This is a genomic window from Alteromonas sp. ABH2_165, assembly GCF_056159945.1.
Genome location: NZ_JBSWWF010000002.1, coordinates 597,817 through 623,848, shown reverse-complemented (window position 1 = coordinate 623,848; position 26,032 = coordinate 597,817). Strand labels below are relative to the sequence as shown.

The following is a 26,032-nucleotide window of genomic DNA, read 5'->3' as shown; positions in this document are numbered from 1 at the left end:
ATGCGTTGTTGTTTATTTTTTGCTTGATTAGCGTCGTCGGCCATATAAAAGCAAACACAGTGCCAAATGTAAAAAAGCCTAAAGAAACATAAACGTAGTTAAAAATTTGATGAATAATCAAGCAATCAAAAATTCAACCGCACCAAATTGGTGCCCATAAAACTCTTATTCGCACTAATGCTGGTCACAGGGAACGAATGACTTCGATGGTTTTTTCTACAGCGCCTTGATTAGCCCTTAACACAGCGTAGCCCGCCTCACCCGACTGTTTCGCTTTGGCAGGGTCTGTCAGCAATGATTGGCAACAAATTGCCAGTGCCGTTGCGTCATTAACGACAAACAACGCGCCGTTGTCCTGCAGGTACTGACAAATTACGGGGTTGTTATAGGTATTTGGCCCCATGATGACGGGTAACTTTACTGCTGCGGGTTCCAGGGCATTGTGTCCGCCTCTGTCCGCCAGACTTCCCCCCACAAAAGCGATGCTGGCAACCTGATAAGCAGCGTTTAGTTTGCCCATTTCATCCACCAATAGCACATCGGTTCCCGGTGTCACTTGCCCGCCTTCAGAGGAAAAGACGGCCTGCATTTTTTCTTCCGTCAGCAATTTTTTCACCACATTAAAGCGCTCTGGATGCCTGGGTACCAGGATCAACAACAACGGCGGGTATTCGCTTTTCAATTGCTGGTAGGTGCGGATCAGCGCGAGTTCCTCAGTATCGTGGGTACTGCCACCAATGAGTACAGTGCGGGAATCGCGACTGACGCCATGGAAATCTGACAACGCGCTACCGGCAGACACGGCCTGATCAAATTTGATGTTGTTGGTAAGCGTCAGCTTTTGCTTGTCTAAGCCAAGGAACAGGTAGTTATCATAATCCCGTTGGCCCTGAGCACAAACATGACTGATTTTATGCAGCATGGGAGCGAAGAGTATGCTGAGTTTTTTATAGCGCTTTGCTGAGCGGTCCGTCATGCGGGCATTCACAACCACGACTGGAATGTGGCGCCGCCAACAACAATGAATAAAGTTGGGCCATAATTCCACTTCGGTAATCAATACCATCTTGGGTTTAACCCGGCGAAGCATACCAGACATGGCCATGTGAAGATCGTAAGGCAGATAAAAATGATGTACCGCATCACCGAAAATATCGCGTACCCGTGCAGAGCCTGTTGGCGTGGTTGTGGTGATGGTTATTGATGTTTCTGGCTCATCGCGCATTATTTTTTTAATCAACACCGATGCGGCGACTACTTCTCCCACCGACACGCAGTGGAAAAGATACCCACCGGTTTTTGCCGGGCGACGCACAAAACCAAATCGCTCGAATCGGCGATGATTATACTCTTTGTTGCGCTTGCGGCCTCGAATCATCAGGTTGATAAACGCAAAGGGAACAATAAGCGCCAATACCAACGAATAAAACCAGCGAAACGCATTCTGGCCCAGGGTTGGTCGGTAATTATCGCGCGGGGCTGTCATCATTTACTTCCTGTCGTCATTAAAGTGTCGCTTTTATTTGCTTAACTGCGAAGCCTGATCTCTGTTTGTGCGCCTATTTTATGTCAGACGCCCCAATCCGGCCAAAGGTGCTTTTTGTAAAGTTAAGCGCGATTGGCGATATTGTAATGGCCTCGGGATTACCGGCCAACATAAAAACATCTTCAGGTGACGTCAGTATTACCTGGCTGGTCGAAGCGCCTTACTGCAAATTTATCGCCGCGCATCCGGATATTGATGCCGTTATCCCCTGGCCGAAGGCTGAATGGACGGCACTGGCAAAAGAACGTAAGTGGCTGACCCTGTTCCGGACAATTCGCGCATTTCGCCGCACGCTCAGAATGCAAAATTTCAGCCTTGCCATAGACGCTCAGGGGCTGCTCAAAAGTGCCTTTCTTTGCTGGCTGTCAGGCGCTCCGCGGCGAATTGGATTCAGAAGCAAAGAGCATAGTGAGCGGCTGCTTACGGAATGTATTGATAAGCCGGTAAGTAACGACATCTGCTCTGAATACAAAGCCCTGGGCCGTTATCTGGGCGCATCAACCTACACCATGCATCTGCCTGCTTCGCCAGCGGCGCACGCCGCACTTAACGCGGTGTGTGGCACATTTATCAACGGCGGCAATCCGTTTATCGTGCTGTGTCCGTTCACCACCCGACCGCAAAAGCACTGGCCTGACAGCCACTGGCAACAGCTTATCAGGGATTTTGGCGCCCGTTCAGCGATCCCGCTGGTGATAGCCGGTGGGCCCGCTGATCGGGACCATGCCGTTGCACTAGCAGCAGGTGCAGATAACGTTGTAGTGGTGGCTGGTTTACTGAGCCTTGAATCAAGTGGCGCGCTGATAGCTGCCGCGACCGCTGTGGTAGGTGTCGATACGGGCCTCACGCATCTGGCCATTGCTCACGAGCGTGCAGTGCTCGCATTGTTTGGCTCAACCTGCCCGTATCTGCACACGCAGAATTCCCGCGCCAGGGTAATTTACCAAGCCCTTTCCTGCGCCCCATGCAAACGCAGACCCACCTGTGATGGCGCCTTTACCTGTATGAGCAATATCTCTGCGGCAGAAGTCGGTGCCTGGCTGGAGCAGCAGATATGACACTGCGTATTATGCACATTGAGCTAGGGCGCCAGCTGTACGGCGGTGCCAAGCAGGTTGAATACCTGATCCGCGCCCTCGACCCGGCACATTATGCCAATATTCTGGTCTGCACAGAGGGTAGCGCAATCTCAGCATTATCGCTGCCCAACTGTACCGTGGTGCCGCTTCCCTGTGCCGGTGACGTGGATATCCGTTTTCCGTTCCTGCTGAATCGCAGCACCAGGCAGTACCGGCCAGACATCGTGCATGTGCATAGCCGGCGGGGTGCCGATGTCTGGGGCGGACTGGTCGCACGCTACAGTCAGATACCCGCCGTGTGCACCCGCCGGGTCGACAACCCTGAATCGTGGCTGGCTAAGTTGAAATATCGCTATTACCACACGGTCGTCAGTATTTCCGAGGGCGTACGCAGGGTAGTCAGTCAGCATTGTCGGGAAAATCGGGTAGAAGTAATTCATTCAGCCGTTGAGCTCAGTGATTACACTCATACCAACACCCGAAAATGGCTGGAAGCGCACTACGTCATACCGCCTGGCAGCAAGGTCATTGCTAATTTCGCCCAGCTCATTCCCCGCAAAGGTCAGGCAGAACTGATAGCCGCCATGGGACGCGTTGTCCGGCAACGTGGTGACGTAATTTGTCTGCTTTTTGGCAAAGGTAAACAGCGCGATGCGTATCAGCAGTTAATTGACGCACAGGGGCTCCGCGAAAAAGTCAGGCTCTGTGGATTCAGCGACGATGTTGCCCGCATTCTTCCGGCTATTGACGTTATGGTGCATCCGGCCCATGCCGAAGGCCTTGGTGTGATCCTGTTGCAGGGCGCAGCCTGCAGGTGCGCGATGATAAGCTGCCCGGTGGGCGGAATTCCTGAAATTATTAACCACAACCAGACCGGATTGCTGGTTCCTGTCGGCGACGTTAACAGGCTGTCTGCAGCTATCCTTGATATGTTGAATAATCCGCAACGCGCGCGAGCGTTAGGGAATGCGGCATACCACCATCTGCAGACCCGGTTTACCCCAGACATCATGGCAAAAAAATACGGTCAGCTTTACCAGCATATACTCCACAATCGTCAGCACTGACTAAATGCATTGTTGCTAATTCTCATCGGATAAAATAATATCCGTAACTAGTTACATTAATGAGTGATGACGATGAACGATATCCTGATCCAGGCAGGGGCAGCTGCATTGGGCAGCCGGTTTCGCCGACTGGCAGAAAAACTGGTAATGCAGTCACAGCAGGTTTACCAGAACTACCATGTGCCGATGGAACCAAGCTGGTTTCCGGTTATTTACAGCCTGATGAAAGCGTCGCCTCAAAGCGTTGGCAGTATTGCCACGATGACCGGGCAATCTCATCCGTTTATCAGCAAAACGGTGACACAACTGAAAACCGCCGGATTGATAGAGACGCGCCCGTCCCCCGACGACAAACGGGTACAATTACTCACACTTACTGCCGAAGGGCTGGCGATACAGCCTGCACTGGAACAGCAAATCGCGGATATAGGCAATGCCCTTGATGCAGCGCTGAATCAGGTAGCGCCCGGGTTTCTTACACAGCTGAATGCTGTAGAGACCCTGCTGAATACCTCCTCTCTGCTCGACATGGTGAAAGCCCTGAACAGCGGGGGTATCCGGGTTATACACTTTTCCAGTGAGCACCGCGACGCGTTCTTCGAACTAAACCGGCTCTGGATTGAACGCTACTTCGAGATGGAAGCGTCTGACTATGCCTCCCTGGGAGACCCGGAAGGCTACATCATTGATAAAGGCGGCGACATTTTATTGCTGCAGGATGACGCCGGGCGTATTTGTGGCACCGTGGCGCTAATCAATATGGGCGACAACTGCTATGAACTGGCAAAAATGGCGGTTGCCGACAGTGAACAGGGTAAAGGTCTGGGTTGGCAATTGGGTCAGGCAGCGATTGCCAGGGCAAAGGAACTGGGGGCCAAGCGACTCTATCTGGAAAGTAATCGCCGCCTTGAAACCGCTATCCGCCTTTACCGCAGACTCGGGTTTGAGGAACTGACTGATGCCAAGCCATCTCCTTACGCCCGCGCAGATATTCAGATGGAGCGTGCTTTATAAGCCTGTTTCTGCGTCCTCAACAACGTAACACGCCGTTTTTTGATTTCTCTGATATCTGACAGAAGCGACAATGCCTCATCAGCTACTTTATCGACACTAAGATCGGCCACAATCGTATCGGAAAACAAACGGTATCTCGCTGACTTTGGACACCAGTGGGCTGACGCGTTGCGCATAAGCACACATTGCGGTACTGATAACGCCTCAGCAAAATGCATAATGGCAGTCTCAACGGTAAGAACACAATTAGCCTGATGTATCATGGCCGCAAGTGACTGCACACCAGCCATTGCGGTGAACGCCACTGCGGGAATTTGATGGTGGCTTACGATTGCTTCGGCTTTGCTCGTAAAATCTTCAATGAGATGGGGAGGTGCATTCAGTACAAACAAATAGTCAGGATATTGCCCATGCAGCCGCTGAATTACCACTTCCATTTTCTCCCAGGGATAGTCGCGCTTTGCCGTGGTGGAGATAGTATTGACCAGCATCATCCGCTGGGTGCCAAACTTGTTGTGCCAGCGCTGTAGCACATCGCTAGCTTGGTTTTTTGCATATGCTTCAACAGTTAAAGAGGCAATAGCCGGTGCACTGTGTAACCCCGCTAGTTGAGCAAAATTATCACCGTATTTGGCCAGGATTGGCTTTTGCCCATCCCGTTTGTTATTACGATAACAAGCATCAAGGCCCGCAAATTTCCAGGGTTGTAGCCAATCCAACGACTTTTGATTTACAACACCAGCACAATACCCTGATTTGCCAGCAATCTCTTTCGCCGCATTGGCGAAGCGGTCACTACGCAGATTGGCAATAAACAAGACTGCATCGTAGCCTCGTGTTTTTGCTTCCTCCAACATTTCCTTGCGGTGAACAATACTGGTGGCCTGAGGGTAAAGACGGTTTATAAACGTCTCATCCTTCATCCAATTGGAAAGAAAATCTGAGCGTCCTTTCTGCCAGTCTTTCCCTTTCGTGCGAAAATCATCTATCCATAGATCAATCTCTGCGTTGGGATACTGCTTAGACAGCATTTGAAGATAAGTTCGCTGATAAAGATAATCGCCGATGGCCATATGACTCATGTAAAGAATTCTTCTCGCTGAAGAAAGTCGGTTGGCTATAGCCGGGTTCACATTCTTGTCCTTTTGGTACACTTTGCGTAAAAGCTTGGATTTAGACGCAAGACGGTATGTTAAACGACAAATACGACGAGATGATTAAAGGGATGTAAAGGCCGGTGTAAATTGTCTTTACGTGGCGGAGTGTTCAGTAGTTAGAGAGAGCAATAGGCATAAAAAAAGCCGCGCTGATTGCTCAGCGCGGCTTTTTCAATCGGTTTAACTGGTTAGCTATTAAGCTTCAGCAACGATTACAACTTTAACAGAAGTAGTCACTTCTGAATGCAGTTGCAGGTCGATGTCGTATTCGCCAGTTTCACGCAGAGTACCGGTAGGCAGTTTAACTTCTGCTTTCGCTACTTCAACGCCAGCAGCAGTGATTGCTTCAGCGATGTCGCGAGTACCAACAGAACCAAACAGTTTGCCTTCGTCACCAGCAGGAGCAGCGATAGTTACTTCGCCCAGCTCAGCAACTTTGTCAGCGCGTGCTTGTGCAGCAGACAGCTCTTCAGCAACTTTTGCTTCGTACTCAGCACGACGTGCTTCGAACTTTTCAACGTTTGCTTTAGTTGCAGGTACTGCTTTGCCCTGTGGAAACAGGAAGTTACGAGCAAAACCAGCTTTAACGTTTACAGTATCGCCCAGACCACCCAGGTTAGCGATTTTGTCTAATAAGATGATTTCCATCTAAGTTACCCCTTCGCTTACTTGTTGTGTGAATCTGTGTACGGCAGCAGAGCTAAGAAACGCGCGCGCTTAATAGCAGTAGACAGCTGACGCTGATACTTTGCACTGGTACCAGTGATACGGCTAGGAACGATTTTACCGCTCTCAGTGATGTAGTTTTTCAGTGTAGCAATATCTTTATAATCGATTTGCTCAACACCTTCTGCAGAAAAACGGCAGAACTTACGACGTCTGAAAAAACGAGCCATGATTGATCTCCTTACGCGTTATCTTCAGTGGTTTCAGTTTTCTTTTCCGCGCGTTCACCGCGTGGAGCAGAATCGTCACGACGCTCACGACGCTCTTCCTTCATCATAGGAGAAGCTTCAGTTACAGCGTTTTTCGTGCGCATAACCAGGTTACGCAGGATCACATCGTTAAAGCGGAAAGCATTTTCCAGCTCATCAACAGCTTCAGCAGTTGCTTCTGCGTTGATCAGAACGTAGTGTGCTTTGTGAAGCTTTTCGATTGGGTAAGCCAGTTGACGACGGCCCCAGTCTTCCAGACGATGGATTTGACCACCTTCTTGCTTCAGGATAGTGGTATAACGCTCGATCATACCAGGTACTTGTTCACTCTGATCAGGGTGAACCATAAATACGATTTCGTAATGACGCATTACACGCTCCTTACGGTTGTAGCCTCGACAGTACAGCCCGACTGTATGGAGACAAGGAACTAAGTTAGGTTTGATGGCTGTAAGGCGGCGCATTATATAGATCAATTGTTCAGCAGACAAGCAATTTCAAGCCTGCAGCGAACTTCGGCCTAATTCATGCTTTCAGCACACCTCAACAAGATGATAATGGCGCCTGGACCAGACGCCACCGTTGCAGCAGCTCGGCTTACAGTTCGATATCCGCGACATCAGATTTTTCGGCCACTGGCACAGATGCATCTGGCATCGGCGCGTTACCTTGAGCGGCCTCAGGCTTTCTCAATTGTAAGGCCTCACTGGTGTGATTTAGCTCGTCCATTGTCGCGCTCACGTTGCCGTTAAGCTTAGTACCGTATGAGGGAATAATCGCTTTTAGTTGTGGCAACCATTCACCATTCACTTTTTCCGGAAACGCCCGTTCCATCAGATTAAGCATAATTGGCGCGGCAGTAGAGGCACCTGGCGATGCGCCCAGCAATGCGGTTAACGTTTGGTCGTCAGACACCACCACTTCTGTACCAAACTGCAGCTTACCGCCTTTCTCTGGATCTTTTTTGATGATCTGCACGCGCTGGCCCGCAGTGATCAATTTCCAGTCTTCCGCTTTTGCTTCCGGATAGTACTTACGCAGCTCTGCCATTCTGTCTTCATCGTCCAGCATGACCTGGCTAATCAGATATTGCACCAGGCTGAAGTTATCCAGGCCCACCTCAATCATAGGAATGATATTAGAGGTTGTCGTTGAATCTAACAGATCCCACAGAGAACCGTTCTTGAGGAATTTCGTCGAAAACGTGGCGAAAGGCCCAAACAGTACGATTTCTTTTCCGTCGATACGGCGGGCGTCGATATGCGGAACAGACATCGGCGGCGCGCCCACTTCTGCCTGACCATAGGCTTTCACTTTGTGATTCGCCACCACATCAGGATTATCGGTATACAAGAACTGACCACCCACAGGAAAACCACCGTAGTTTTTGGCTTCAGGAATGCCCGATGCCTGCAACAGCGGCAGTGAGGCACCACCGGCACCAATAAACACGAATCCTGCATCAACGGTGTACTCTTTATTGTTTGCCAAATCGGCAACCAGTACATGCCACGAACCGTCTTCGTTCTGGCTCATTCCACGGACTTCTGAACGTAGACGTAAATCGAAGTTATCGTGCTTTTTCAACCCGTTTACCAGCTGACGGGTAATTTCACCGTAGTTCACGTCGGTGCCGATCCCTGAACGGGTGGCGGCAATGGTCTCACTCGGATCACGGCCTTCAATTAGCAGCGGTGCCCATTTTGCAATCTGCGCATGATCTTCACTGTAGTCCATGCTTTGGAACAGGCTGTTCTTTTGCAGTTCCGCATAACGTGCGCGCAAGAAGTTTACGTTGGTATCGCCCCACACGAAGCTCATGTGGTCAACGCTGCGAATAAACGACTGCGGGTCATTCATTACGCCATTTTCAACCTGATACGCCCAGAACTGACGGCTGATCTGAAACGCCTCGTTTACCTTAATGGCTTTTTCCACATTTACAGAACCATCTTCTCTTTGTGGCGTGTAGTTTAACTCCATCAGCGCAGAATGGCCGGTACCGGCATTGTTCCATCCGTTCGAACTTTCTTCTGCTGGGCCATCGAGGCGTTCAGCCATCATCATCGACCAATCGGGTTGAAGCTCTTGTAAATAAGTACCGAGCGTAGCACTCATGATGCCGCCACCGATGAGCAGCACATCCACTTTTGTGTCGGCCTTGATGTCTCTGCCAGAATCATCTTTTACCGATGAATAGATGAATGAAGCAGCAACCACTGCCACTAACGAGCAACCGATAATTGCTCTTTTTGAAAATCGCATAGGGACTCCTGATATACGAAGGGGGAAGAATGCTTGAAACACGCAGGCTGGGGCACTCAGATTTGTGCCCGCTTGAATAGCATAATTTGGTAATCAGGAACGGTTTTATCGCCGACTGGCATAAATGAAAAGTTAATATACGGGCCGAAAAAACTCACTTTCCTTTTATTAACAAGCCATTTATCTGCCCATCACTTTATTCACTTTTTCGATCAGGGTTGGTTTTAAACGCTTTGACAGGTGCAGGCAGCGACGCATACAAAAAAGCCGCGAGAATAATTCGCGGCTTAGTGAATGCTTGAAAGCGCTGGACTTAGCGGAAATCGGTTAGCGTGTTATCGCCGATTTCACGTACCCAGATATTGCGGAAGCTAACAGGGTTACTGTGATCTTGCAGTTGAATAGGCGCACAACCGTGAGCTTCATAAGAAGGCCCACCAATCCATTCGGTTTTACCCAGAATTTCGGTGTGGTTCTGAACCAGTACGCCGTTAATCAGCACAGTGAGATAACCCGGTTCTACCAACTTGTCGCCATCAAACTCCGGTGCATTAAAGATAATGTCGTAAGTCTGCCACTCACCCGGCGGATTTACCGGGTTAACCAACGGAATAGATTGCTTGTAAATACTGCCAGCCTGTCCATTGGGGTAGGTTTTATTGTTGTAAGAGTCTAATACCTGCACTTCGTAACGCTGCTGCAGGAAAATACCTGAGTTGTTACGCTGCTGACTTTCCAGCCCTTCAACGTCAGTCGGTGTTTTCCATTCGGCATGCAGTTGCACGCTACAGAAAGACTGCTTAGAAACAATATCACCCGCACCGGGTTTTACGGTTAACGTGCCGTCTTCTACCGTCCACTTCGCTGCACCGCCTTTTAGCGATTCAAAAGCAGACAAGTCAGTACCATCAAACAGTACCACTGCATCTGAAGGCGCTTTACCTGGCGCGCTTTCAACCATAGCCGGAACCGGCTCCCACACTTCAGACTTTGCCGCCTGTTGCTCAGGAGTCAGCTCTTTCGCTGACACACCGAAAGCCGCGAAGGATGCAGCCAGCCCCATTACGATGGCATTTTTTCTGTTCGTCATTTTTTGTGTCCTTATTATTTTTAAAAGAGAAGAAACGCGGACTACCTTAGGTAGCCCAGGCTCTGTCACCTTTCTTATAAGGGATATCTTCGTATTTGGTTGGAATAGCAACGTAACGTAGCACTTTGGTTGCGCCAACCTGAGACGTGAAGAATGAGAACAATACCAATTGCTTGATCAGCGAGAAGTAGTGAGGAGCAACCAGCTCTTCATCCCATGGCGCACCGGCATTCGGATTGCTCATGGCCACATCACTATAAATGCCTTTCTTAGCATTGTAAGCTTTGGCTTCTTCATCGAGGGCAGACAACAATTCCATTTTCTGCTCGGCAGACAGCAGCAGGAAATCTTTGCCGTACTCTTTTTCAGCGCGTTTCTTCAGCGTTACCAGACCGTCTTTAAAGGTTTTTTGCATGGTGGGGTGATAGCAGTCTGCTACCAGTACCGCCATACAGCTACCTACGTCGGCGTCTTTAGCTCCCGGCGTGTCGGTACGGGGAATGATGACTTCGCCTAATTCGTTGAAGAAGGCAACGTCTTCTTTGCTGAAACCGGTGTCAGACAGCGGCACCACTGGCAGATTTTCGTAAGCCAGCGCTTTGCCACCGACAAATGCAACACCTGTGGCAGCAGTGATGAATTTTAATAAATCACGACGGTTCATGGCTACAGGTTTCCTTTTTTCAGTTCGTCTACTGCAAAGTCTGCTGCACGGGCAGTCATTGCCATGTAGGTCAGAGACGGGTTAACACACGATGCTGAAGTCATTGCTGCACCATCGGTCACAAATACGTTTGGTGCATCCCAAACCTGGTTGTGCTTGTTAAGTACTGAACTCTTCGGATCGCGACCCATACGTGCAGTACCCATTTCGTGAATACCCATACCTGGTGCGTAGTCCACGTCGTAGCCTTGAACGTTCTTAAGGCCCGCCGCTTCAAACATCTCAACCGCATCCTGTTGCATGTCTTTACGCATTTTGTATTCGTTCTCACGAATTTTAACGTCCATGGTCAGTACCGGCAGACCCCATTTATCTTTCTTGTTCTTATCAAGGAAGATACGGTTGTCGTGATGCGGCAGCATTTCACCGAACGCTGTCATACCAATAGTCCAGTCACCCGGCTCAGAAATCGCGTCTTTCAGGTTGGAACCCAGACCCAGTTCAGCGATGTCTTTACGCCAGCCTGCACGGCTCGCAGAACCCTGATAACCGAAACCACGCACGTAATCACGCTTGTCGCCATCCCAGTTACGGAAACGCGGCACATAGAAGCCCGCTGGACGACGGCCGAAGTAATAGCTGTCTTCATACCCTTCAACACTGGCGCTTGCACCTACGCGGAAGTGGTGGTCCATGACGTTGTGACCCAGCTCGCCCGAACTGCTGCCCAGACCGCCTTCCCATACGTCGGTCGCTGAGTTCATCAGCAGCCATGCAGAGTTAAAGGCAGAAGCGTTAACGAATACGATTTTACTGTTGAACTCGTAGGTCTCGTTAGTTTCCGCATCAATGATTTCAACACCAGTAGCGCGCTTCTTATCTTTATCGTATTTGATTTCTTTTACGATAGAGAAAGGACGCACAGTCAGGTTACCGGTTGCCATTGCTGCTGGCAGCGTAGAAGACTGAGTAGAGAAATAGCCGCCAAATGGACAGCCTAACCAGCACTTGTTACGGAACTGACAACCCACACGGATATCGTTGATACCCTGGGTAATGTTGGCAGAACGAGAGTGAATGAAGTGACGTGAGCCACCAAACGCTTTCTTCACGCGGGCAGCAACATCTTTTTCAACCGCATTCAACGGAATCGGTGGCATGAAGTGGCCGTCAGGCAGCACGCTCAAACCTTCGCGAGTACCACTGATACCGGCATATTTTTCAACATAGTCATACCACGGCGACAGGTCTTCGTAACGAATGGGCCAGTCAACAGCAATACCTTCCTTACCGTTAGCCATGAAATCTTCTGGGTTCAGACGATAGCTCTGACGACCCCATAACAGTGAACGTCCACCCATTTGATAGGCGCGATACCAGTCAAAACGCTCTTTCTCGATGTAAGGCGATTCTTGCTCGTTGGCCCACATACCGAGCGTCATTTCGTTCAGCGGATAATCGCGGGAAAGTGCAGGATAGATTTCTTTCATGTCCTGCGTGGCCAGCCCACGGTGAGGATAATCCCAGCTTTCTTTGTGTGCGTTGATGTAGTCTTTTACATGTTCGATATTTTGACCACGCTCAAGCATTAAAACTTTCAGACCTTTCTCGGTCAGTTCTTTGGCAGCCCAGCCGCCACTGATCCCTGATCCGACAACGATCGCATCATAAGTATTACTTGCCATGTATTGTCCCCTTAAACACGTCCGGCAAAAGCATTTATTGTTCAGACATCACAAATACGGATCGCCTGGTTCAGCGAATTCAGTTTGCCTGCCTTGTTATCTGGAGTTGGAACAAATTCCTGGGCCAGATACCCGTCGAACGGTAAATCACGGATCGCTTTTGCAATAGCCGGATAATACAGTTCCTGAGAGTCATCAATCTCGTGACGCCCCGGCACGCCAGCAGTGTGGTAGTGCCCGAAATACTGATGGTTGTCACGAATGGTGCGAATGATGTCACCCTCGCTGATTTGCATATGGTAAATGTCGTAAAGCAGTTTGAAATTAGGCGATTCCAGGCGACGGCACAACTCGATACCCCAGGCTGAATTGTCGGCCATGTAATCAGGATGATTGACTTTACTGTTGAACAGTTCCATTTGCAGAACTACCCCATGCTTCTCAGCATGAGGCAGAATTTGAGATAAACCTTTTACGGCATTTTTGAGTCCGGTTTCGTTATCCATGCCCCGTTTGTTTCCACTGAAACAAATCAGGTTGGTATAACCGGCTTTAGCGACTTTTTCGATATGCGGAATATACCGCTCGATAAGTGCCTCATGAAAACGATCGTCACACCAACCGTCTTCAAGATTGAGCTCTGCGCCATTACACATGGAGCAATCAACACCATGCTTTTTAAGAATGTGCCATTCGTCTGGACCAACCAAATCGATGGCAGCAAATCCCATATCTTTAATCGCTACACAAAGCTCATCTAAAGAAAAGTCCGGGAAAGTCCAGCGCGCCACGGCGTGCTTGATATTCCCTTTCAACGTTCCATGTTCAGCATTCCCGTGTGCACGGGCCTGCATAGATAAAGCACTGGCCGCTGTCAGCCCAACCCCCGACAGCGCCAGCCCTTTAAGCACCGATCTGCGCCCATTACGCATCGGTGGTAACCTTTTTCTCTTCTTTGAAGAGGATGAAGAACAGTATCAGCACTACCGCTGCAAAGCCTGCAGGGAATAGCCAGATATTTGCCCAATCCGCGCCCGCTTCGGTGGTGTACGCGTCTGTAATTTGGCCGGCAACCCAGAAACCAATCAGCATACCGACACCATAGGTAGCCAGCGTGATTAGACCCTGCGCCGCACTCTTAATGTTTTCACCCGCTTTTGCGTCGGTGTAAATCTGACCAGACACAAAGAAGAAGTCGTAGCAGATACCGTGCAGTGCAATACCAATCAGCAGCAGGAACATACCGCCATCAGCATCGCCGTAAGCGAACATTACGTAGCGCAGTACCCAAGCCAGCATGCCTAGCAGTAACGTGGCTTTGATGCCGAAGCGATTCAGGAATACAGGTAACGCAAGAATAAATAAGGCTTCAGACACCTGACCCAAGGCCATTTTACCGGTAGGGTTTTCTACGCCGATACCAGCTAAGAACGGGTTCGCATTCTGGTAGTAAAACGCCAGTGGAATACAAATCAGTACCGATGACAGGAAGAACACCAGGAAACTGCGACTCTTCAGTAGCGTAAGGGCATCTAGACCCAGCATCTCGCCAATGCTTGCTGAAGCCGCGCCTTTTGCTTTAGGTGGTGTTGCAGGTAAGGTGAAACTGAAAATACCTAGAATTAATGAGCCAATGGCAGAAAGTGCAAAGGTGTTCCGCAGTGCGCCTTCTGAGATAGCTGATTGTGAATCCCAGGAGAATACATAACTGATTACCAGGCCAGCAAGGATCCAGCCAATGGTGCCCCAAACACGTACTTTACCAAACTCTTTCGACGGGTCGGTCATCTGGCCAAACGACACAGAGTTAACCAGCGCCAGAGTTGGCATGTAGGCAATCATATAGCCTAGTACGTAAGGATAGAATGAAGCAAAGTCTGTGGAGGTGTACATCATGTACATCAGTGCGGCACCAATAAGGTGAAGCACGCCCAGAATACGCTCTGCATTAAAAAAGCGGTCGGCAATCAAACCCACAATAAATGGTGCGATGATTGCGCCCCATGACTGAGTCGAAAACGCCATACCGATTTCACTACCGGTGGCACCTAGCGACGTCCCCATGAAAGTACCTAAGGTTACAAACCAGCCACCCCAGATAAAAAACTGGAGAAACATCATAATGCTCAGGCGGGTCATTATCATTGTTATATCCTCTTACTACTCTTCGGGGCGCTGCCGCCCCAGCCTTGTTGTTATTATTTATCCAGACCCAGGATCCGGCGGTTTCTTTCTGTACTGCTACCAGCACCAGCAAAGTCATCAAATGCCACTTTGGTTGGCTCAATGATGTGTGATGCAATGAATGGTGCGCCTTCAGCAGCACCTTGTGCAGAATCTTTCAGGCAGCATTCCCATTCCAGTACAGCCCAACCTTCAAAGCCGTATTGAGTGAGCTTAGTAAAGATTCCTTTAAAATCTACCTGACCATCGCCGAGTGAACGGAAACGTCCCGGACGGTCAACCCAGCCTTGGTAGCCGCCGTACACACCGCTGCGACCATTTGGATTAAACTCAGCATCTTTAACATGGAACATTTTGATACGGTCGTGATAACGATCGATAAAGTCCAGGTAATCCAGTTGTTGCAGCACAAAGTGGCTAGGATCGAACAGGATGTTGGCGCGAGGATGATTATCAACTTCTTCAAGGAAACGCTCGAAGGTCGCGCCGTCGTGCAGGTCTTCACCCGGATGGATTTCGTAGCACAGGTCAACACCGGCTTCCTCAAAGGCATCCAGAATCGGCTTCCAGCGTGATGCCAGCTCTTTAAAGCCTTCATCTACCAGGCCAGCCGGACGCTGTGGCCATGGATAAACCAGGTGCCACATCAGCGCACCAGAGAAGGTAACGTGTGCGGTCAGGCCCAGACGCTTACTGGCTTTTGCCGCCAGCATCAGTTGATTGATTGCCCATTCGGTACGCTCTTTTGGCTTACCGTGCAGGTGCTCAGGCGCAAAGTTGTCGAACAGTTCGTCATACGCCGGGTGAACAGCAACCAGCTGCCCCTGCAAGTGAGTAGACAGTTCGGTAATTTCCACTCCGGCTGCCGCACATTTTGCTTTAACGTCGTCGCAGTATTCCTGACTTTCTGCGGCGATTTCCAGATCAAACAGTTTTGGGTCAGTGGGAACCTGAATCCCTTTATAGCCTAAAGACGCGGCCCACTTTGCCATGCCTTCCAGTGTATCGAATGGGGCTTCATCACCGGCAAACTGTGCCAGAAAAATTGCAGGCCCTTTAATTGCTGCCATGGTTGTCTCCTAAATTCGTTTCTGTTTCGATTACTCGGTGTCCGGGATAGCGTGCCATTTCACATCGCTAGCACCAGATGCCACCATGGCTTCGATGAACGCCATACCGCGTAGACCTGATTTCAGGCCTGGTACGCCATCGGCTTTACCACTTTTGCCTTCGCGCAATGCAATGGCGAAATAGCGATACAGGTTGGCAAACGCTTCAAGATAACCTTCAGGGTGACCAGATGGTGTGCGGCAGCGATCAGACGCTTCAGGATACAGGCCTGGCTGACCGGAACCTGCGCGATACACAGAGTACACATCGCCCAGCGGACGGTAGATAACTGAGTTCGGTTCCATTTGGTGCCATTCCAGACCACCTTTGTCACCGTAAACTTTGATTTTCAGTGCGTTCTCTTCGCCAGCGCAGATTTGGCTTGCGATTAGCACACCTTTAGCACCTTCAGCTGTGCGGAAAAACGCGGCACCGTCATCGTCGAGACGACGATTCGGTACAATAATATTCATGTCTGCACACAGTTCCGTTACTGTGTGACCACTGATAAATTCAGCCAGACCAAAAGCGTGGGTACCAATGTCACCCATACAACCCGCACCACCAGACAGCGCCGGGTCGGTACGCCAGGAAGCCTGCTTGTTTGATGGGTCGTCTTCGCCGCTCAACCAGCCTTGCGGATATTCCACCAGAATTTTGCGGATGTTGCCTAGCTTGCCATCTTCAATCATGGCTTTTGCCTGCCACACCATAGGATAACCAAGATAGGTGTGCGCAAGACCGTAAAGCTTGTCAGAGTCGTTTACGACTTTTGCCAGTTCTTTCGTTTCTTCCAGATTCAGGCCAGCAGGTTTTTCACAGAACACGTGATAGCCCGCTTTCAATGCAGCAATGGTTACCGGAACGTGAAGGTGGTTTGGCGTCACCACGATAACCACTTCCATGCGCTCATCCGCAGGAAGTGCATTTTCTTTATCGAGCATTTCCTGCCAGGAGGCATAAACGCGATTTGAATCCAGCCCCAGACTATCTCCGGTGCGCTGATTGTTACCTTCGTCGCGACTAAAAGCGCCACAAATCAGGTCATATTGGCCGTCCAGACCCATTGCGTGACGGTGAACCGCCCCGATAAATGCGCCTTCGCCGCCACCGACCATTCCCGCGCGAACACGTTCTAATTTCGCCATGGTTTCTCCCAAATCTGCAGTTCTAATGTTACAAAGTTGTAATTACTGTAAAAATGTAACGGATTACATTAGAGGCTGTCAACGGCTTTTAGTCTAAGGTAGTAGACATTACGGACAATTATTCTGATTTACCAGAACAATTGTTGTTTTTTTGTTTCATTTTTGGATTTTACACTGGATTTCTTGTTACATTTGAGTAATTCTTCACAGTCTTAATGTAACCCGTTACATATTATTAAGTTTTTGTGATGGCCAAGTGCCTAGTCTCTGTTTGTGTTGAGAGTTAATAAGTAAAACATGTCAAACATTCGTGATGTCGCTGATTTAGCTGGGGTTTCTGTAGCGACTGTATCGCGCGCCCTGCAACAACCGGAACGTGTTTCACCGAAAACGCGGGCTAAAGTGATGTCTGCTGTGAGTGAGGTGGGCTATAAACCTAACTTAATGGCGGTGAAATTCCGCTCCGGGAAAACCCATAATTTGGTAGTACTGGTTCCTACCGTTGCGACCGTATTTTTTGCCCGGGTTATAAGCGGTATGCAGGAAGCGGCAGCGGAACTTGGCTATTCGCTCTTGTTAGGGAACACATTAGGTAATCCTGAAATCGAAGCCAGCTATGCCAAACTGGTACAGACTTCTCAGGCCGACGGACTCATTCAGCTGCGAGCGCACAATCCTTTTACCGAAGACAATAACAGCAATAATGCAATGCTCCCGATGGTTAACGCCTGTGAGGTGATGAATACTGTTAAGTTTCCCACCGTTACACTGGATAACCGCGCAGCGGCAAAGGCCATGACAGAACACCTATTGTCGTTAGGTCATAAACGTATCGCTATTTTTAAAGGGCCAGCACAGAGTCCACTGACGCAAGATCGGTTAACGGGTTACCGAGATGCCCTGCAAGCAGCGGGCATCGAATATGATGAATCTCTGTTATTTGCCGGAGACTTCACACTGCAGGCAGGTTTCGAAGCAGCGGGCAGAATGCTCGCGCTCGATAGTCGTCCCACCGCCGTGTTTTGTGAAAACGACGAAACCGCCATGGGTGCGGTTCAGGGTTTTAAAAAAGCAGGATTAAAAGTTCCTGATGACATTTCTGTTGCAGGTTTCGATAACATCGATTTTGCAGCGTACTGCGATCCGCCGCTTACAACCATTGCTCAACCGGCGGAAGCATTTGGTCGCACTGCGGTGAACTTGCTGGTAGACCTTTTAGAAGGCAAACTAACTACCACGCCCAAAGTCATTATGCCCTTTGAGCTGATCTTGCGGGGCAGTACCGGGAAAGCACCGGCGTAAGTCAAAAAGGGTTTAGCGGTGAAGATTTCGGGCAAGTTTACAACGGTCAGGAAACCTAAAAAGTTGCACTAAAGCTATTTTCAGCTTTCATTATAAACGTCATTATGACGAAGGAGAGAAACATGTCAGGCACAAATAAAGCGGTAAGCCGTTTAGCCGCTCAGGTTACGCATTCAAAACTGGATCGCCGCCAATTCGTCAAACTGGGAGCTGCGGGTCTTGGCCTTGCCATGGCACCAGGTTTTGCATTTGCACAGGCTAAACCCGAAATCCGAGTTGGCTTACAGCTTTATACACTGCGCGACATGATGGCAGTGAGTGTTCCAGCCGTTCTTAAACTGGTTTCAGCTGTGGGCTATAAAGAATTGGAATTTGCCGGTTACTTTAATCACAGCACCAAAGAAATTCGTAAAATCATTGATGGTGAGGGCTTGTCAGCACCGTCTGCGCACATTCCTTTAGATACCTTCCGTAACGACGGTATCAATAAAGTTATCGACACCGCCATGGAAGTCGGTCACAAATATGTGGTTATTCCTTACCTGACTGAAGAACAACGCGGTACCACCATTGATGTTTATAAGAAGCTTGCTGAACAGTGCAATGTGTGGGGCGAAGCCTGTAATAAACACGGTCTGAAACTGGCTTATCACAACCATGATTTTGAATTCCATGTGACTGACGGCGTTGAACCTTACGACGTTCTGCTTAACGAAGTGGATGCCGACAAAATGGCGATGGAAATGGATCTGTTCTGGATGAGCAAAGCCGGTAAAGATCCACTGGCTTATTTCGCCAAATATCCAGGTCGTTTCAAACTGTGGCATGTAAAAGACAAAGATGCTGAAGGTCAGTTTGCCGATGTTGGTACCGGCACTATCGATTTTGCCCGTATTTTTGCTGCATCAGCCCAGGCGGGTGTCGAGCACCGTTTTGTTGAACGTGACCAAACGCAAGACAAGCTGAAGACCATTCAACAAGGTTACAAAGCAGTATCAGCGCTACTTGGCGCCTGATAGCTTTCAAATACCCACGTTGAAAATCAGATACGCTGGCTAATGCTCGCCAGTGCTACACTACTTGATATTGAATGCCCGCAATAGCGGGCATTTTTGTGCGCTAATGGCAGTGCAAAGACGCTGCGCCCCATGCAAATCAATAAAAACGAGCATCAGGAAGTACGTATGACACAAACCTTGGGTCAGTTCAGTCAGTGGCTTTCGCCCTACTTTACGCAACTTAGCATTATGTTAATGGCCACGATATTGGTGGTGTATGGCGATGTGATTAACAAACATATTAAACGCATGCTGGCCCCCTATCATTTCCTTATTCGCACCACATTATTTGTGCTGCTTTGTGCCTTCGGGTACGGGTTGCTTACCATTCATGGGGCACCGTTCTTGTTATATTTGGTCAAGTACTTACCCTGGTATTTGCAGGGTATTGGTTTTGTTTCTGCGTTTATCGTGCTTGGGATCTTAGCTGAGCGTCGTCGCTACATCTGATCCACGAACACGAATTCCTCGTGGAAATGAGCAAAAAAATCCCGCATCGAAGTGCGGGATTTTCTGTTGCTACTCAAGCAATAATTTACTGAGCGCCTTTTTTCAGGTATTCACGGATGACGTAGTGCAGAATACCGCCATGCTCGAAGTAGGTGAATTCATTCGCGGTATCGATGCGAATATCCATCATAAATGAACGGCTTTCACCCGAGTCATCAGTAACCGTAACTTCCACTTCTTTCTGATCGCGGCTTACCGCTGCAATCGAATACGTTTCGTCACCGCGTAACGCTAGCGAGGTTGCACTGTCGCCGGGTTTAAACTGTAGCGGCAGAATACCCATACCAATCAGGTTAGAACGGTGAATTCGCTCGTAGCTCTCAACCATTACAGCTTTCACGCCGAGCAACGACGGCCCCTTTGCAGCCCAGTCGCGGCTTGAACCGGTACCGTATTCTTTACCACCAATGACCACCGCCGGAACACCTTCCTGTTGATAACGCATTGCGGCATCAAAAATAGACATCGACTCGCCACTTGGGAAGTGAGTGGTCGCACTGCCGGTAGTCCCAGGTGCTAATTGATTTTTCAAGCGTACGTTGGCGAAAGTACCACGCATCATGACCTCGTGATTACCTCGACGAGAACCCAGTGAGTTAAAATCTTCTGGCTCGACGCCCTGCTCCAGAAGATATTTGCCTGCGGGACTGTCTGGTGCAATGGCACCTGCCGGTGAAATGTGGTCGGTTGTAATAGAGTCGCCCACTTTAACCAGACACCGAGCACTTTCAATAGCACTTAACGCCGCCGGTTCACCGCCCATTTCGGCAAAGAAAGGCGGATGTTTGATGTAGCTTGAATCCGGCCAGTCGTAAACCGAAGTCGACGATACATCGAGCTTGTTCCAGATTTCATTCCCTTTAAACACATCAGCATATTTCTGTTTAAACAGGTCACCCGATACATACTCATTAATCTTCGACTGGATCTCTTCCTCAGAGGGCCAGATATCTTTTAGATAAACAGGTTTACCGTCTTTGCTTTTGCCCAGTGGCTCTTTGGTAATATCAATACGCATATTACCCGCCAGCGCATAAGCGACCACGAGTGGTGGCGATGCCAGGTAGTTTGCGGCTACGTCGGGGTGTATACGCCCTTCAAAGTTACGGTTACCCGATAACACTGAAGTCACTGTGAGCTTCGCATCGTTAATGCCACGAGAAATCTCTTCCGGTAGCGGGCCTGAGTTACCAATACAGGTTGTACAGCCATAGCCCACCAGGTTAAAGCCGAGTTTTTCCAGCGGGTCCATTAAACCTGCATCCTCAAGGTATTGCGTTACCACTTGAGAACCCGGCGCAAGGGATGTTTTCACCCACGGCTTGCGAGTTAGGCCTAATTCAACGGCTTTTTGCGCCACCAGACCAGCCCCAATGAGAACGGACGGGTTTGACGTGTTCGTACAGCTTGTAATAGCGGCAATCACTACCGCTCCGCTTTCCAGATTGAATTTCTCTCCGTCGAACTCTACGAACGAATCTTGCTCTTCATCGATTTCAGCCATATCGCCGCCTTCAGCGACAAACTTAGCTTCCTCTTCAACCACTTTCACGTCGATTTGTTGCTTATACCAATCGGTGAACGCAGCTGCGGCGTTATCCAGCGGAATGCGGTCTTGCGGACGCTTAGGACCTGCAATAGACGGTACAACTTCTGACAGATCTATCTCCATATTTTCGTGATAGATAGCATCTTTACTGTGGTCATCGTGCCAAATACCTGCGCTCTTCGCATAGCTTTCCACTAACTCAATTTGTGCGTCAGGGCGGCCTGTCAGTTTAAGATAATCTAAAGCAACCTGGTCGATGGGGAAAATACCGCAAGTCGCACCATACTCGGGAGCCATGTTGGCGATAGTCGCGCGATCGGCGGTGGTTAGATATTTGATACCCGGACCATAAAATTCTACAAACTTACCCACTACGCCGTGGTTACGCAGTTGTTCCGTGATGGTAAGTACCATATCGGTTGCGGTAACACCTGGATTCAGTTTGCCGGTTAAACGAAAGCCCACCACATCAGGGCGAAGCATGGTGACAGGCTGCCCAAGCATGGCGGCTTCGGCTTCAATACCGCCCACACCCCAGCCTAGTACGCCAAGGCCATTAATCATTGTGGTGTGAGAGTCGGTACCCACCAGCGTGTCAGGGTAAACCAAAGTGTCGTCACCCTCTTGCTTGGTGAATGCACAGCGGGCAAGGTATTCAAGGTTCACTTGGTGAACAATGCCTCGGCCTGGCGGCACCACTTTAAAGTTATCAAACGATGATTGTCCCCATTTCAAGAACTGATAGCGCTCGCGATTTCGCTGCACTTCTACGTCTACGTTTTTCTCAAACGCATCGTCTGCAGCAAAATAATCCACCATAACCGAGTGATCGATGACCAACTCTACCGGGTTCAGCGGGTTGATGGCCTGCGCATCGCCGCCAAGGTCGTTCACCGCATCACGCATGGCAGCAAGGTCGACAATAGCAGGTACACCCGTGAAGTCCTGGAGGATAACCCGGGCTGGTACAAACGAAATTTCATGTTGAGAATCGTCGCTGGTATCCCACTTTGCCACTTTTTCAATGTCGTCGCTGCTGACAAATTCCTTATCTTCATGGCGGATTAAGTTTTCTAGCAGGATCTTGATACAAAATGGCAAACGGTCGAGGTCAAACTGCTTGCCAATGGAATCGAAGCTGATTGCCTTATATGCATTTTCACCAACGTTAACAGTAGTAAACTTCTGATATTTCACGTTTTCACCTATCGCACATTAGTTTATGGGCCAGAACAAAATACAACGCCGCTCTGAAATCCCTTGGAATAATTTTCCATTCATACGAACTGTCGTCGAAAAAAAGTTCACCTGACTTAACAAGTGAATTGTTGCGATTTGGTTAACTATCATGATAATTTTGTTTAAATAGCGCGGTAAGCTATTAAGAAGAGGGCACTTAACCCAGGGATATAAAAATCAATGGTTATGACACTGGCTAAATCGCGACAACATCCACTCATTGAACAGTTGCAGATGGAACCTCATCCAGAAGGTGGCTATTTTCGCCAGATCTTTGAATCTTCCAAACAAGTCAACTCGCCTTCTCACGGGCAAGCTCGCCCAGCAATGACACACATTTACTTCCTGTTATTGGCGGGTCAGATCAGTCGTTTTCACCGAGTACTGCATGATGAAGTGTGGAATTTCTACGAAGGTGCGCCACTGCGACTGTATCAAATACATCAGCAACAACTGAGAGAGCAGCGCTTAGGTGATGCTGCCCACGGTTACGCCGCGATTGTTCCTGCGGGGAATTTTCAGGCTGCGGAAACCACGGGGGAGTACACACTGGTAGGTTGTTCAGTTGCCCCCGGATTCGATTTCGCCGATTTCAGTTTTATTGAAGAGCCTTGTCTGAAACAATGGATTGAAGTGGCCCATCCCGACATGGCCAGATTCATCTGAGCCTGTCGGAATAGCTATTATTTTTTAAGCTATTGCAGCACGAAGTCGTGCTACTGGGCGCTCGTCGATAAAGACATGAATAACCGCCGTGACGGCAGCAATAACACAAGCACTCCACCACACCATGTCGTAAGAACCCGTTTGATCGTACAGATAGCCGCCAAGCCACACGCCGCTAAACGACCCCAACTGATGGCTTAAAAAGACAATGCCATACAGCAAGCCCATGTGCGGCAAGCCAAACAATTGCGCCACCAGCCCTGAAGTGGGAGGTACCGTTGCCAACCACAGCAAGCCCGTGACTACGGAGAAAACATAAACGGAAGTGGGCGTCATCGGGAAAAACATGAATGCAGCAATAGCCACCGCTCTTAGGGCATAAATTAATGTGAGTAGGTTTTTCTTTGAATATTTCCCCGCCCAGGAACCGGAAAGCAAACAGCCAAAAATATTGAATAGACCTATCAGCGCTAAACTCACCACCGCTACGTTTGCATCGAACCCTCTGTCTGAAAGGAATGCTGGCATATGAACGGTAATAAAGGCGAGCTGAAAACCGCAAACATAAAATCCCACCACAATCAGCCAGTAATGTGGATAGCTACAGGCTTCTTTTAATGCTTCCGAGACGGTTTGTTTTGGCTGAGCGCTGTTGGTAGCACTACTTTGTCCGCTACTGCCTTTTAATGAACCGGACATCAATGCCATCAATAACGCACATCCCGCCATCAGGAGTAATGCATTGCTCCAGCCAAAACTGGCAATGAACGCCTGCGCGGCAGGTACCACCAGTAATTGGCCAGCTGAACCCGCTGCACTGCCCAGCCCTAAAGCGAATGAGCGTTTTTCTGCAGACACCATGCGCGCCATCGCCGGTAACACAACGCCTAAGCCAGAACCGGCGATGCCCATGCCCATAAGCAGGCCCGCACCAACATTAAGACCACCTGAATTGTCAGTTAACGCAGTAACCGCCAGGCCTACAGCGTAGAAGATTGCGCCAACGATAATAGTACGCACCGTACCGTAGCGATCTGCCATCGCCCCTGCCAGCGGTTGAAACAGCCCCCAACACAAGTTCTGCAAAGCCAATGCAAACGCGAACACTTCTCTGCCATAGCCAAATTCTGAAGACACCGGCTCCATAAAAAAGCCCATGGAAGAGCGCAGGCCAAAGTTGAGTGCTAAAAGCACACAAGCAAACGCAATAGAAAAACTTAAGAGTCGAACAGGCTGTGACATAAGGGGGGCCTTAAAAAAGAAAAACGGTAGTTGGCGGGAAAGATTCCACCATACTACCGTCTTTTTTATTGGAGAAGAAGTGTTCGCTCAACCCTGCATACTCTCCAGTTCCCGGCCGCGAGTCTCATAAATGTATCGCACCACAAACAGCACAGAAACGAATGCACACACGGCATAGAAACCATAGGCACCAGCGAGACCCACACCAGCTAACATCATTGGGAATGTCCAGGTGATAGCAAAGTTTGTCAGCCACTGGATTAGTCCGCTCACTGCCAGCCCTGAGCCGCGGATTTGATTCGGGAACATCTCGCCGAGCATCACCCACATCACCGGGCCCCAGGAAAAGTTAAAACAGAAGACATAGAGATTGGCTGCCACCAGCGCCACCGGCCCCCAGTCGCCCATGATCAAGCGACCATCAGCGCCCTGATCGGCATTGCCAAAGGCAACAACCAGTGCGGCAAGGGTAATAGTCATGCCGACAGAACCCCACATGAGTAGTGGTTTGCGGCCAACTTTGTCGATAATCGCAAGGGTTACCAAACAAGCTGCAATGCTAATAGCGCCACTGATAACGTTAATCAACAGTGCATCGCTTTCAGAAAAACCGACCGCTTGCCAAAGCACGGCGCCGTAATAGAACACCACATTAATACCCACCAATTGCTGTAACGTGGCGAGCCCCAGCCCAATCCATACAATGGGTCGAACCTTGCCGGTGTCGGGCTGCTTCAGGTCACTCAGTTTTGGTTGGTGATCAGAGGCCAGCGTATCCTGGATTTCTTTGAGTTTTAGCTGCCCTTCGACTCCATAAAGTCGAGTAAGCACTTCTCTGGCTTTTTCTGTTCGCCCTTTTACCACTAAGAATCGCGGACTTTCAGGAATGAAAAGCAACATTGTCAGAAACAAAAACGCCGGGCACAATTCCATCCAAAACATCCAGCGCCAGGCGGCATAATCTAACCACAGCGGCTGGGTTGAACCGGCTGCAACGTCAGCAAGAATGTAGTTACTAAGAAACGCGGCAAATAACCCGCTAATTATGGCTATTTGCTGTATTGAAGTGAGCATGCCACGATACTTAGCCGGAGACACTTCTGCGATGTAAGCAGGCGCCATCACCGATGCGGCACCAACCGCCAAACCGCCGAGAATGCGGTACACCACGAATTCCCCGCCAGAAGTAGAAATACCAGACCCCCAAGCACTTATGATGAACAGTACAGCTGCGACCAGTAGCAAACTACGTCGGCCAAATTTGTCTGCCAGTCGCCCAGCAAAAAAAGCCCCCACGGCGCAACCCAGCAGCATGCTCGATACGTTAAAACCGGTACCCACACTTTCAGACTGGAAGGCAACCTGTAATCCGTCGACGGTGCCATTGATCACCCCACTGTCGAATCCAAACAGGAAACCGCCGATGGTGGCAACAATACTGATAAACAATATAAACGCCCCATTGGTTGTTCGCTCGCTACTACTTGATGTCATCACTGTATCCATGCTGTTGTTATTCTCC

The 26,032-nt window shown here is 49.5% G+C and carries 23 protein-coding genes; 7 read left to right on the top strand and 16 right to left on the bottom strand.

The genetic code is table 11. The features are described 5' to 3' along the window. Positions 1-184: 184 nt before the first annotated feature. The gene (gene waaA, locus ACXAFQ_RS07270; protein ID WP_474819172.1) at positions 185-1,489 is read right to left on the bottom strand and encodes a lipid IV(A) 3-deoxy-D-manno-octulosonic acid transferase; all 1,305 of its coding nucleotides are present in this window, start codon (positions 1,487-1,489) and stop codon (positions 185-187) included. Between the two features lie 77 nt (positions 1,490-1,566). Between waaA and ACXAFQ_RS07265 the strand changes: the two genes are divergently transcribed. From ACXAFQ_RS07265 to ACXAFQ_RS07255, 3 genes are all read left to right on the top strand, one after another. Next, complete coding sequence (locus ACXAFQ_RS07265; protein WP_474819168.1) at positions 1,567-2,604, top strand: glycosyltransferase family 9 protein; 1,038 nt, start codon at positions 1,567-1,569, stop codon at positions 2,602-2,604. Next, positions 2,601-3,692 (top strand): glycosyltransferase family 4 protein, encoded by a 1,092-nt coding sequence (locus ACXAFQ_RS07260; RefSeq protein WP_474819164.1) that lies wholly within the window; start codon positions 2,601-2,603, stop codon positions 3,690-3,692. Before ACXAFQ_RS07265 ends, ACXAFQ_RS07260 begins: the two co-directional genes overlap by 4 nt. 72 nt (positions 3,693-3,764) lie before the next feature. Then, positions 3,765-4,706, top strand: coding sequence for a bifunctional helix-turn-helix transcriptional regulator/GNAT family N-acetyltransferase (locus ACXAFQ_RS07255; RefSeq protein WP_474819162.1), 942 nt, complete (start codon positions 3,765-3,767; stop codon positions 4,704-4,706). On the opposite strand, the gene ACXAFQ_RS07250 is transcribed toward ACXAFQ_RS07255, so the two are convergent. The 12 genes from ACXAFQ_RS07250 to ACXAFQ_RS07195 form a co-directional block, all read right to left on the bottom strand. Continuing rightward, positions 4,685-5,839, bottom strand: coding sequence for a glycosyltransferase family 9 protein (locus ACXAFQ_RS07250; protein WP_474819160.1), 1,155 nt, complete (start codon positions 5,837-5,839; stop codon positions 4,685-4,687). The genes ACXAFQ_RS07255 and ACXAFQ_RS07250 overlap by 22 nt on opposite strands. Before the next feature lie 219 nt (positions 5,840-6,058). Continuing rightward, positions 6,059-6,511 (bottom strand): 50S ribosomal protein L9, encoded by a 453-nt coding sequence (rplI, locus tag ACXAFQ_RS07245; protein ID WP_474819158.1) that lies wholly within the window; start codon positions 6,509-6,511, stop codon positions 6,059-6,061. A gap of 17 nt (positions 6,512-6,528) precedes the next feature. Continuing rightward, entirely contained in the window at positions 6,529-6,759 is a 231-nt protein-coding gene (rpsR, locus tag ACXAFQ_RS07240; RefSeq protein WP_070126454.1) for a 30S ribosomal protein S18, read from the bottom strand. Positions 6,760-6,770: 11 nt separating this feature from the next. Then, entirely contained in the window at positions 6,771-7,169 is a 399-nt protein-coding gene (gene rpsF / locus ACXAFQ_RS07235) for a 30S ribosomal protein S6 (RefSeq protein WP_474819151.1), read from the bottom strand. Positions 7,170-7,395: 226 nt separating this feature from the next. Beyond that, a complete protein-coding gene (gene mqo / locus ACXAFQ_RS07230) occupies positions 7,396-9,063 on the bottom strand; it encodes a malate dehydrogenase (quinone) (protein ID WP_474819149.1) in 1,668 nt (555 codons plus the stop codon). Positions 9,064-9,376: 313 nt separating this feature from the next. Next, on the bottom strand, positions 9,377-10,126 hold the full coding sequence (locus tag ACXAFQ_RS07225; protein ID WP_474819285.1) for a 3-keto-disaccharide hydrolase: 750 nt from the start codon (positions 10,124-10,126) through the stop codon (positions 9,377-9,379). A gap of 73 nt (positions 10,127-10,199) precedes the next feature. Further along, entirely contained in the window at positions 10,200-10,817 is a 618-nt protein-coding gene (locus ACXAFQ_RS07220; protein WP_474819145.1) for a gluconate 2-dehydrogenase subunit 3 family protein, read from the bottom strand. 2 nt (positions 10,818-10,819) lie between these two features. Further along, a complete protein-coding gene (locus ACXAFQ_RS07215) occupies positions 10,820-12,502 on the bottom strand; it encodes a GMC oxidoreductase (RefSeq protein ID WP_474819141.1) in 1,683 nt (560 codons plus the stop codon). A gap of 41 nt (positions 12,503-12,543) precedes the next feature. Then, entirely contained in the window at positions 12,544-13,434 is an 891-nt protein-coding gene (locus ACXAFQ_RS07210; RefSeq protein ID WP_070126448.1) for a hydroxypyruvate isomerase family protein, read from the bottom strand. After that, complete coding sequence (locus ACXAFQ_RS07205) at positions 13,427-14,647, bottom strand: nucleoside permease (RefSeq protein WP_474819135.1); 1,221 nt, start codon at positions 14,645-14,647, stop codon at positions 13,427-13,429. Before ACXAFQ_RS07205 ends, ACXAFQ_RS07210 begins: the two co-directional genes overlap by 8 nt. Before the next feature lie 53 nt (positions 14,648-14,700). Beyond that, positions 14,701-15,756, bottom strand: coding sequence for a sugar phosphate isomerase/epimerase family protein (locus ACXAFQ_RS07200; protein WP_474819133.1), 1,056 nt, complete (start codon positions 15,754-15,756; stop codon positions 14,701-14,703). A gap of 30 nt (positions 15,757-15,786) precedes the next feature. After that, a complete protein-coding gene (locus tag ACXAFQ_RS07195; protein ID WP_474819129.1) occupies positions 15,787-16,944 on the bottom strand; it encodes a Gfo/Idh/MocA family protein in 1,158 nt (385 codons plus the stop codon). Between the two features lie 297 nt (positions 16,945-17,241). On the opposite strand from ACXAFQ_RS07195, the gene ACXAFQ_RS07190 reads away from it, so the two are divergent. The 3 genes from ACXAFQ_RS07190 (at position 17,242) to ACXAFQ_RS07180 (ending at position 19,754) form a co-directional block, all read left to right on the top strand. Then, the gene (locus ACXAFQ_RS07190; RefSeq protein ID WP_474819125.1) at positions 17,242-18,246 is read left to right on the top strand and encodes a LacI family DNA-binding transcriptional regulator; all 1,005 of its coding nucleotides are present in this window, start codon (positions 17,242-17,244) and stop codon (positions 18,244-18,246) included. Positions 18,247-18,368: 122 nt separating this feature from the next. Then, positions 18,369-19,262: a sugar phosphate isomerase/epimerase family protein gene (locus ACXAFQ_RS07185; protein WP_070126443.1), complete on the top strand. Its 894-nt coding sequence runs from the start codon at positions 18,369-18,371 to the stop codon at positions 19,260-19,262. A 132-nt stretch (positions 19,263-19,394) separates the two neighbouring features. Then, positions 19,395-19,754: a DUF3392 domain-containing protein gene (locus ACXAFQ_RS07180; protein WP_474819120.1), complete on the top strand. Its 360-nt coding sequence runs from the start codon at positions 19,395-19,397 to the stop codon at positions 19,752-19,754. Positions 19,755-19,839: 85 nt separating this feature from the next. Here the strand turns inward: ACXAFQ_RS07180 and acnA are convergent, their stop codons facing one another. After that, entirely contained in the window at positions 19,840-22,560 is a 2,721-nt protein-coding gene (gene acnA / locus ACXAFQ_RS07175; RefSeq protein ID WP_474819115.1) for an aconitate hydratase AcnA, read from the bottom strand. A 222-nt stretch (positions 22,561-22,782) separates the two neighbouring features. On the opposite strand from acnA, the gene ACXAFQ_RS07170 reads away from it, so the two are divergent. After that, entirely contained in the window at positions 22,783-23,268 is a 486-nt protein-coding gene (locus ACXAFQ_RS07170) for a cupin domain-containing protein (RefSeq protein WP_474819111.1), read from the top strand. Positions 23,269-23,292: 24 nt separating this feature from the next. Here ACXAFQ_RS07170 and ACXAFQ_RS07165 read toward each other — a convergent pair whose 3' ends face one another. Then, positions 23,293-24,510 carry an MFS transporter gene (locus ACXAFQ_RS07165; RefSeq protein ID WP_474819108.1) on the bottom strand — a complete coding sequence of 406 codons (1,218 nt, stop codon included), beginning with the start codon at positions 24,508-24,510 and terminating at the stop codon, positions 23,293-23,295. Between the two features lie 87 nt (positions 24,511-24,597). Continuing rightward, positions 24,598-26,016, bottom strand: a complete 1,419-nt coding sequence (locus tag ACXAFQ_RS07160; protein WP_474819104.1) for a sugar porter family MFS transporter — start codon at positions 26,014-26,016, stop codon at positions 24,598-24,600. Positions 26,017-26,032 lie beyond the last annotated feature (16 nt).

Excerpts from the sequence above, each read along its gene's own strand:
- rpsR (WP_070126454.1), bottom strand. The coding sequence starts at position 6,759 with ATGGCTCGTTTTTTCAGACGTCGTAAGTTCTGCCGTTTTTCTGCAGAA.
- ACXAFQ_RS07200 (WP_474819133.1), bottom strand. The coding sequence starts at position 15,756 with ATGGCAGCAATTAAAGGGCCTGCAATTTTTCTGGCACAGTTTGCCGGT.
- ACXAFQ_RS07205 (WP_474819135.1), bottom strand. The coding sequence starts at position 14,647 with ATGATAATGACCCGCCTGAGCATTATGATGTTTCTCCAGTTTTTTATC.
- ACXAFQ_RS07160 (WP_474819104.1), bottom strand. The coding sequence starts at position 26,016 with ATGGATACAGTGATGACATCAAGTAGTAGCGAGCGAACAACCAATGGG.
- ACXAFQ_RS07260 (WP_474819164.1), top strand. The coding sequence starts at position 2,601 with ATGACACTGCGTATTATGCACATTGAGCTAGGGCGCCAGCTGTACGGC.
- ACXAFQ_RS07185 (WP_070126443.1), top strand. The coding sequence starts at position 18,369 with ATGTCAGGCACAAATAAAGCGGTAAGCCGTTTAGCCGCTCAGGTTACG.
- rpsF (WP_474819151.1), bottom strand. The coding sequence starts at position 7,169 with ATGCGTCATTACGAAATCGTATTTATGGTTCACCCTGATCAGAGTGAA.
- ACXAFQ_RS07220 (WP_474819145.1), bottom strand. The coding sequence starts at position 10,817 with ATGAACCGTCGTGATTTATTAAAATTCATCACTGCTGCCACAGGTGTT.
- ACXAFQ_RS07195 (WP_474819129.1), bottom strand. The coding sequence starts at position 16,944 with ATGGCGAAATTAGAACGTGTTCGCGCGGGAATGGTCGGTGGCGGCGAA.
- ACXAFQ_RS07265 (WP_474819168.1), top strand. The coding sequence starts at position 1,567 with ATGTCAGACGCCCCAATCCGGCCAAAGGTGCTTTTTGTAAAGTTAAGC.
- waaA (WP_474819172.1), bottom strand. The coding sequence starts at position 1,489 with ATGATGACAGCCCCGCGCGATAATTACCGACCAACCCTGGGCCAGAAT.
- ACXAFQ_RS07210 (WP_070126448.1), bottom strand. The coding sequence starts at position 13,434 with ATGCGTAATGGGCGCAGATCGGTGCTTAAAGGGCTGGCGCTGTCGGGG.
- ACXAFQ_RS07225 (WP_474819285.1), bottom strand. The coding sequence starts at position 10,126 with ATGGGGCTGGCTGCATCCTTCGCGGCTTTCGGTGTGTCAGCGAAAGAG.
- ACXAFQ_RS07180 (WP_474819120.1), top strand. The coding sequence starts at position 19,395 with ATGCAAATCAATAAAAACGAGCATCAGGAAGTACGTATGACACAAACC.
- ACXAFQ_RS07255 (WP_474819162.1), top strand. The coding sequence starts at position 3,765 with ATGAACGATATCCTGATCCAGGCAGGGGCAGCTGCATTGGGCAGCCGG.
- ACXAFQ_RS07215 (WP_474819141.1), bottom strand. The coding sequence starts at position 12,502 with ATGGCAAGTAATACTTATGATGCGATCGTTGTCGGATCAGGGATCAGT.
- ACXAFQ_RS07170 (WP_474819111.1), top strand. The coding sequence starts at position 22,783 with ATGGTTATGACACTGGCTAAATCGCGACAACATCCACTCATTGAACAG.
- ACXAFQ_RS07190 (WP_474819125.1), top strand. The coding sequence starts at position 17,242 with ATGTCAAACATTCGTGATGTCGCTGATTTAGCTGGGGTTTCTGTAGCG.
- ACXAFQ_RS07165 (WP_474819108.1), bottom strand. The coding sequence starts at position 24,510 with ATGTCACAGCCTGTTCGACTCTTAAGTTTTTCTATTGCGTTTGCTTGT.
- rplI (WP_474819158.1), bottom strand. The coding sequence starts at position 6,511 with ATGGAAATCATCTTATTAGACAAAATCGCTAACCTGGGTGGTCTGGGC.
- mqo (WP_474819149.1), bottom strand. The coding sequence starts at position 9,063 with ATGCGATTTTCAAAAAGAGCAATTATCGGTTGCTCGTTAGTGGCAGTG.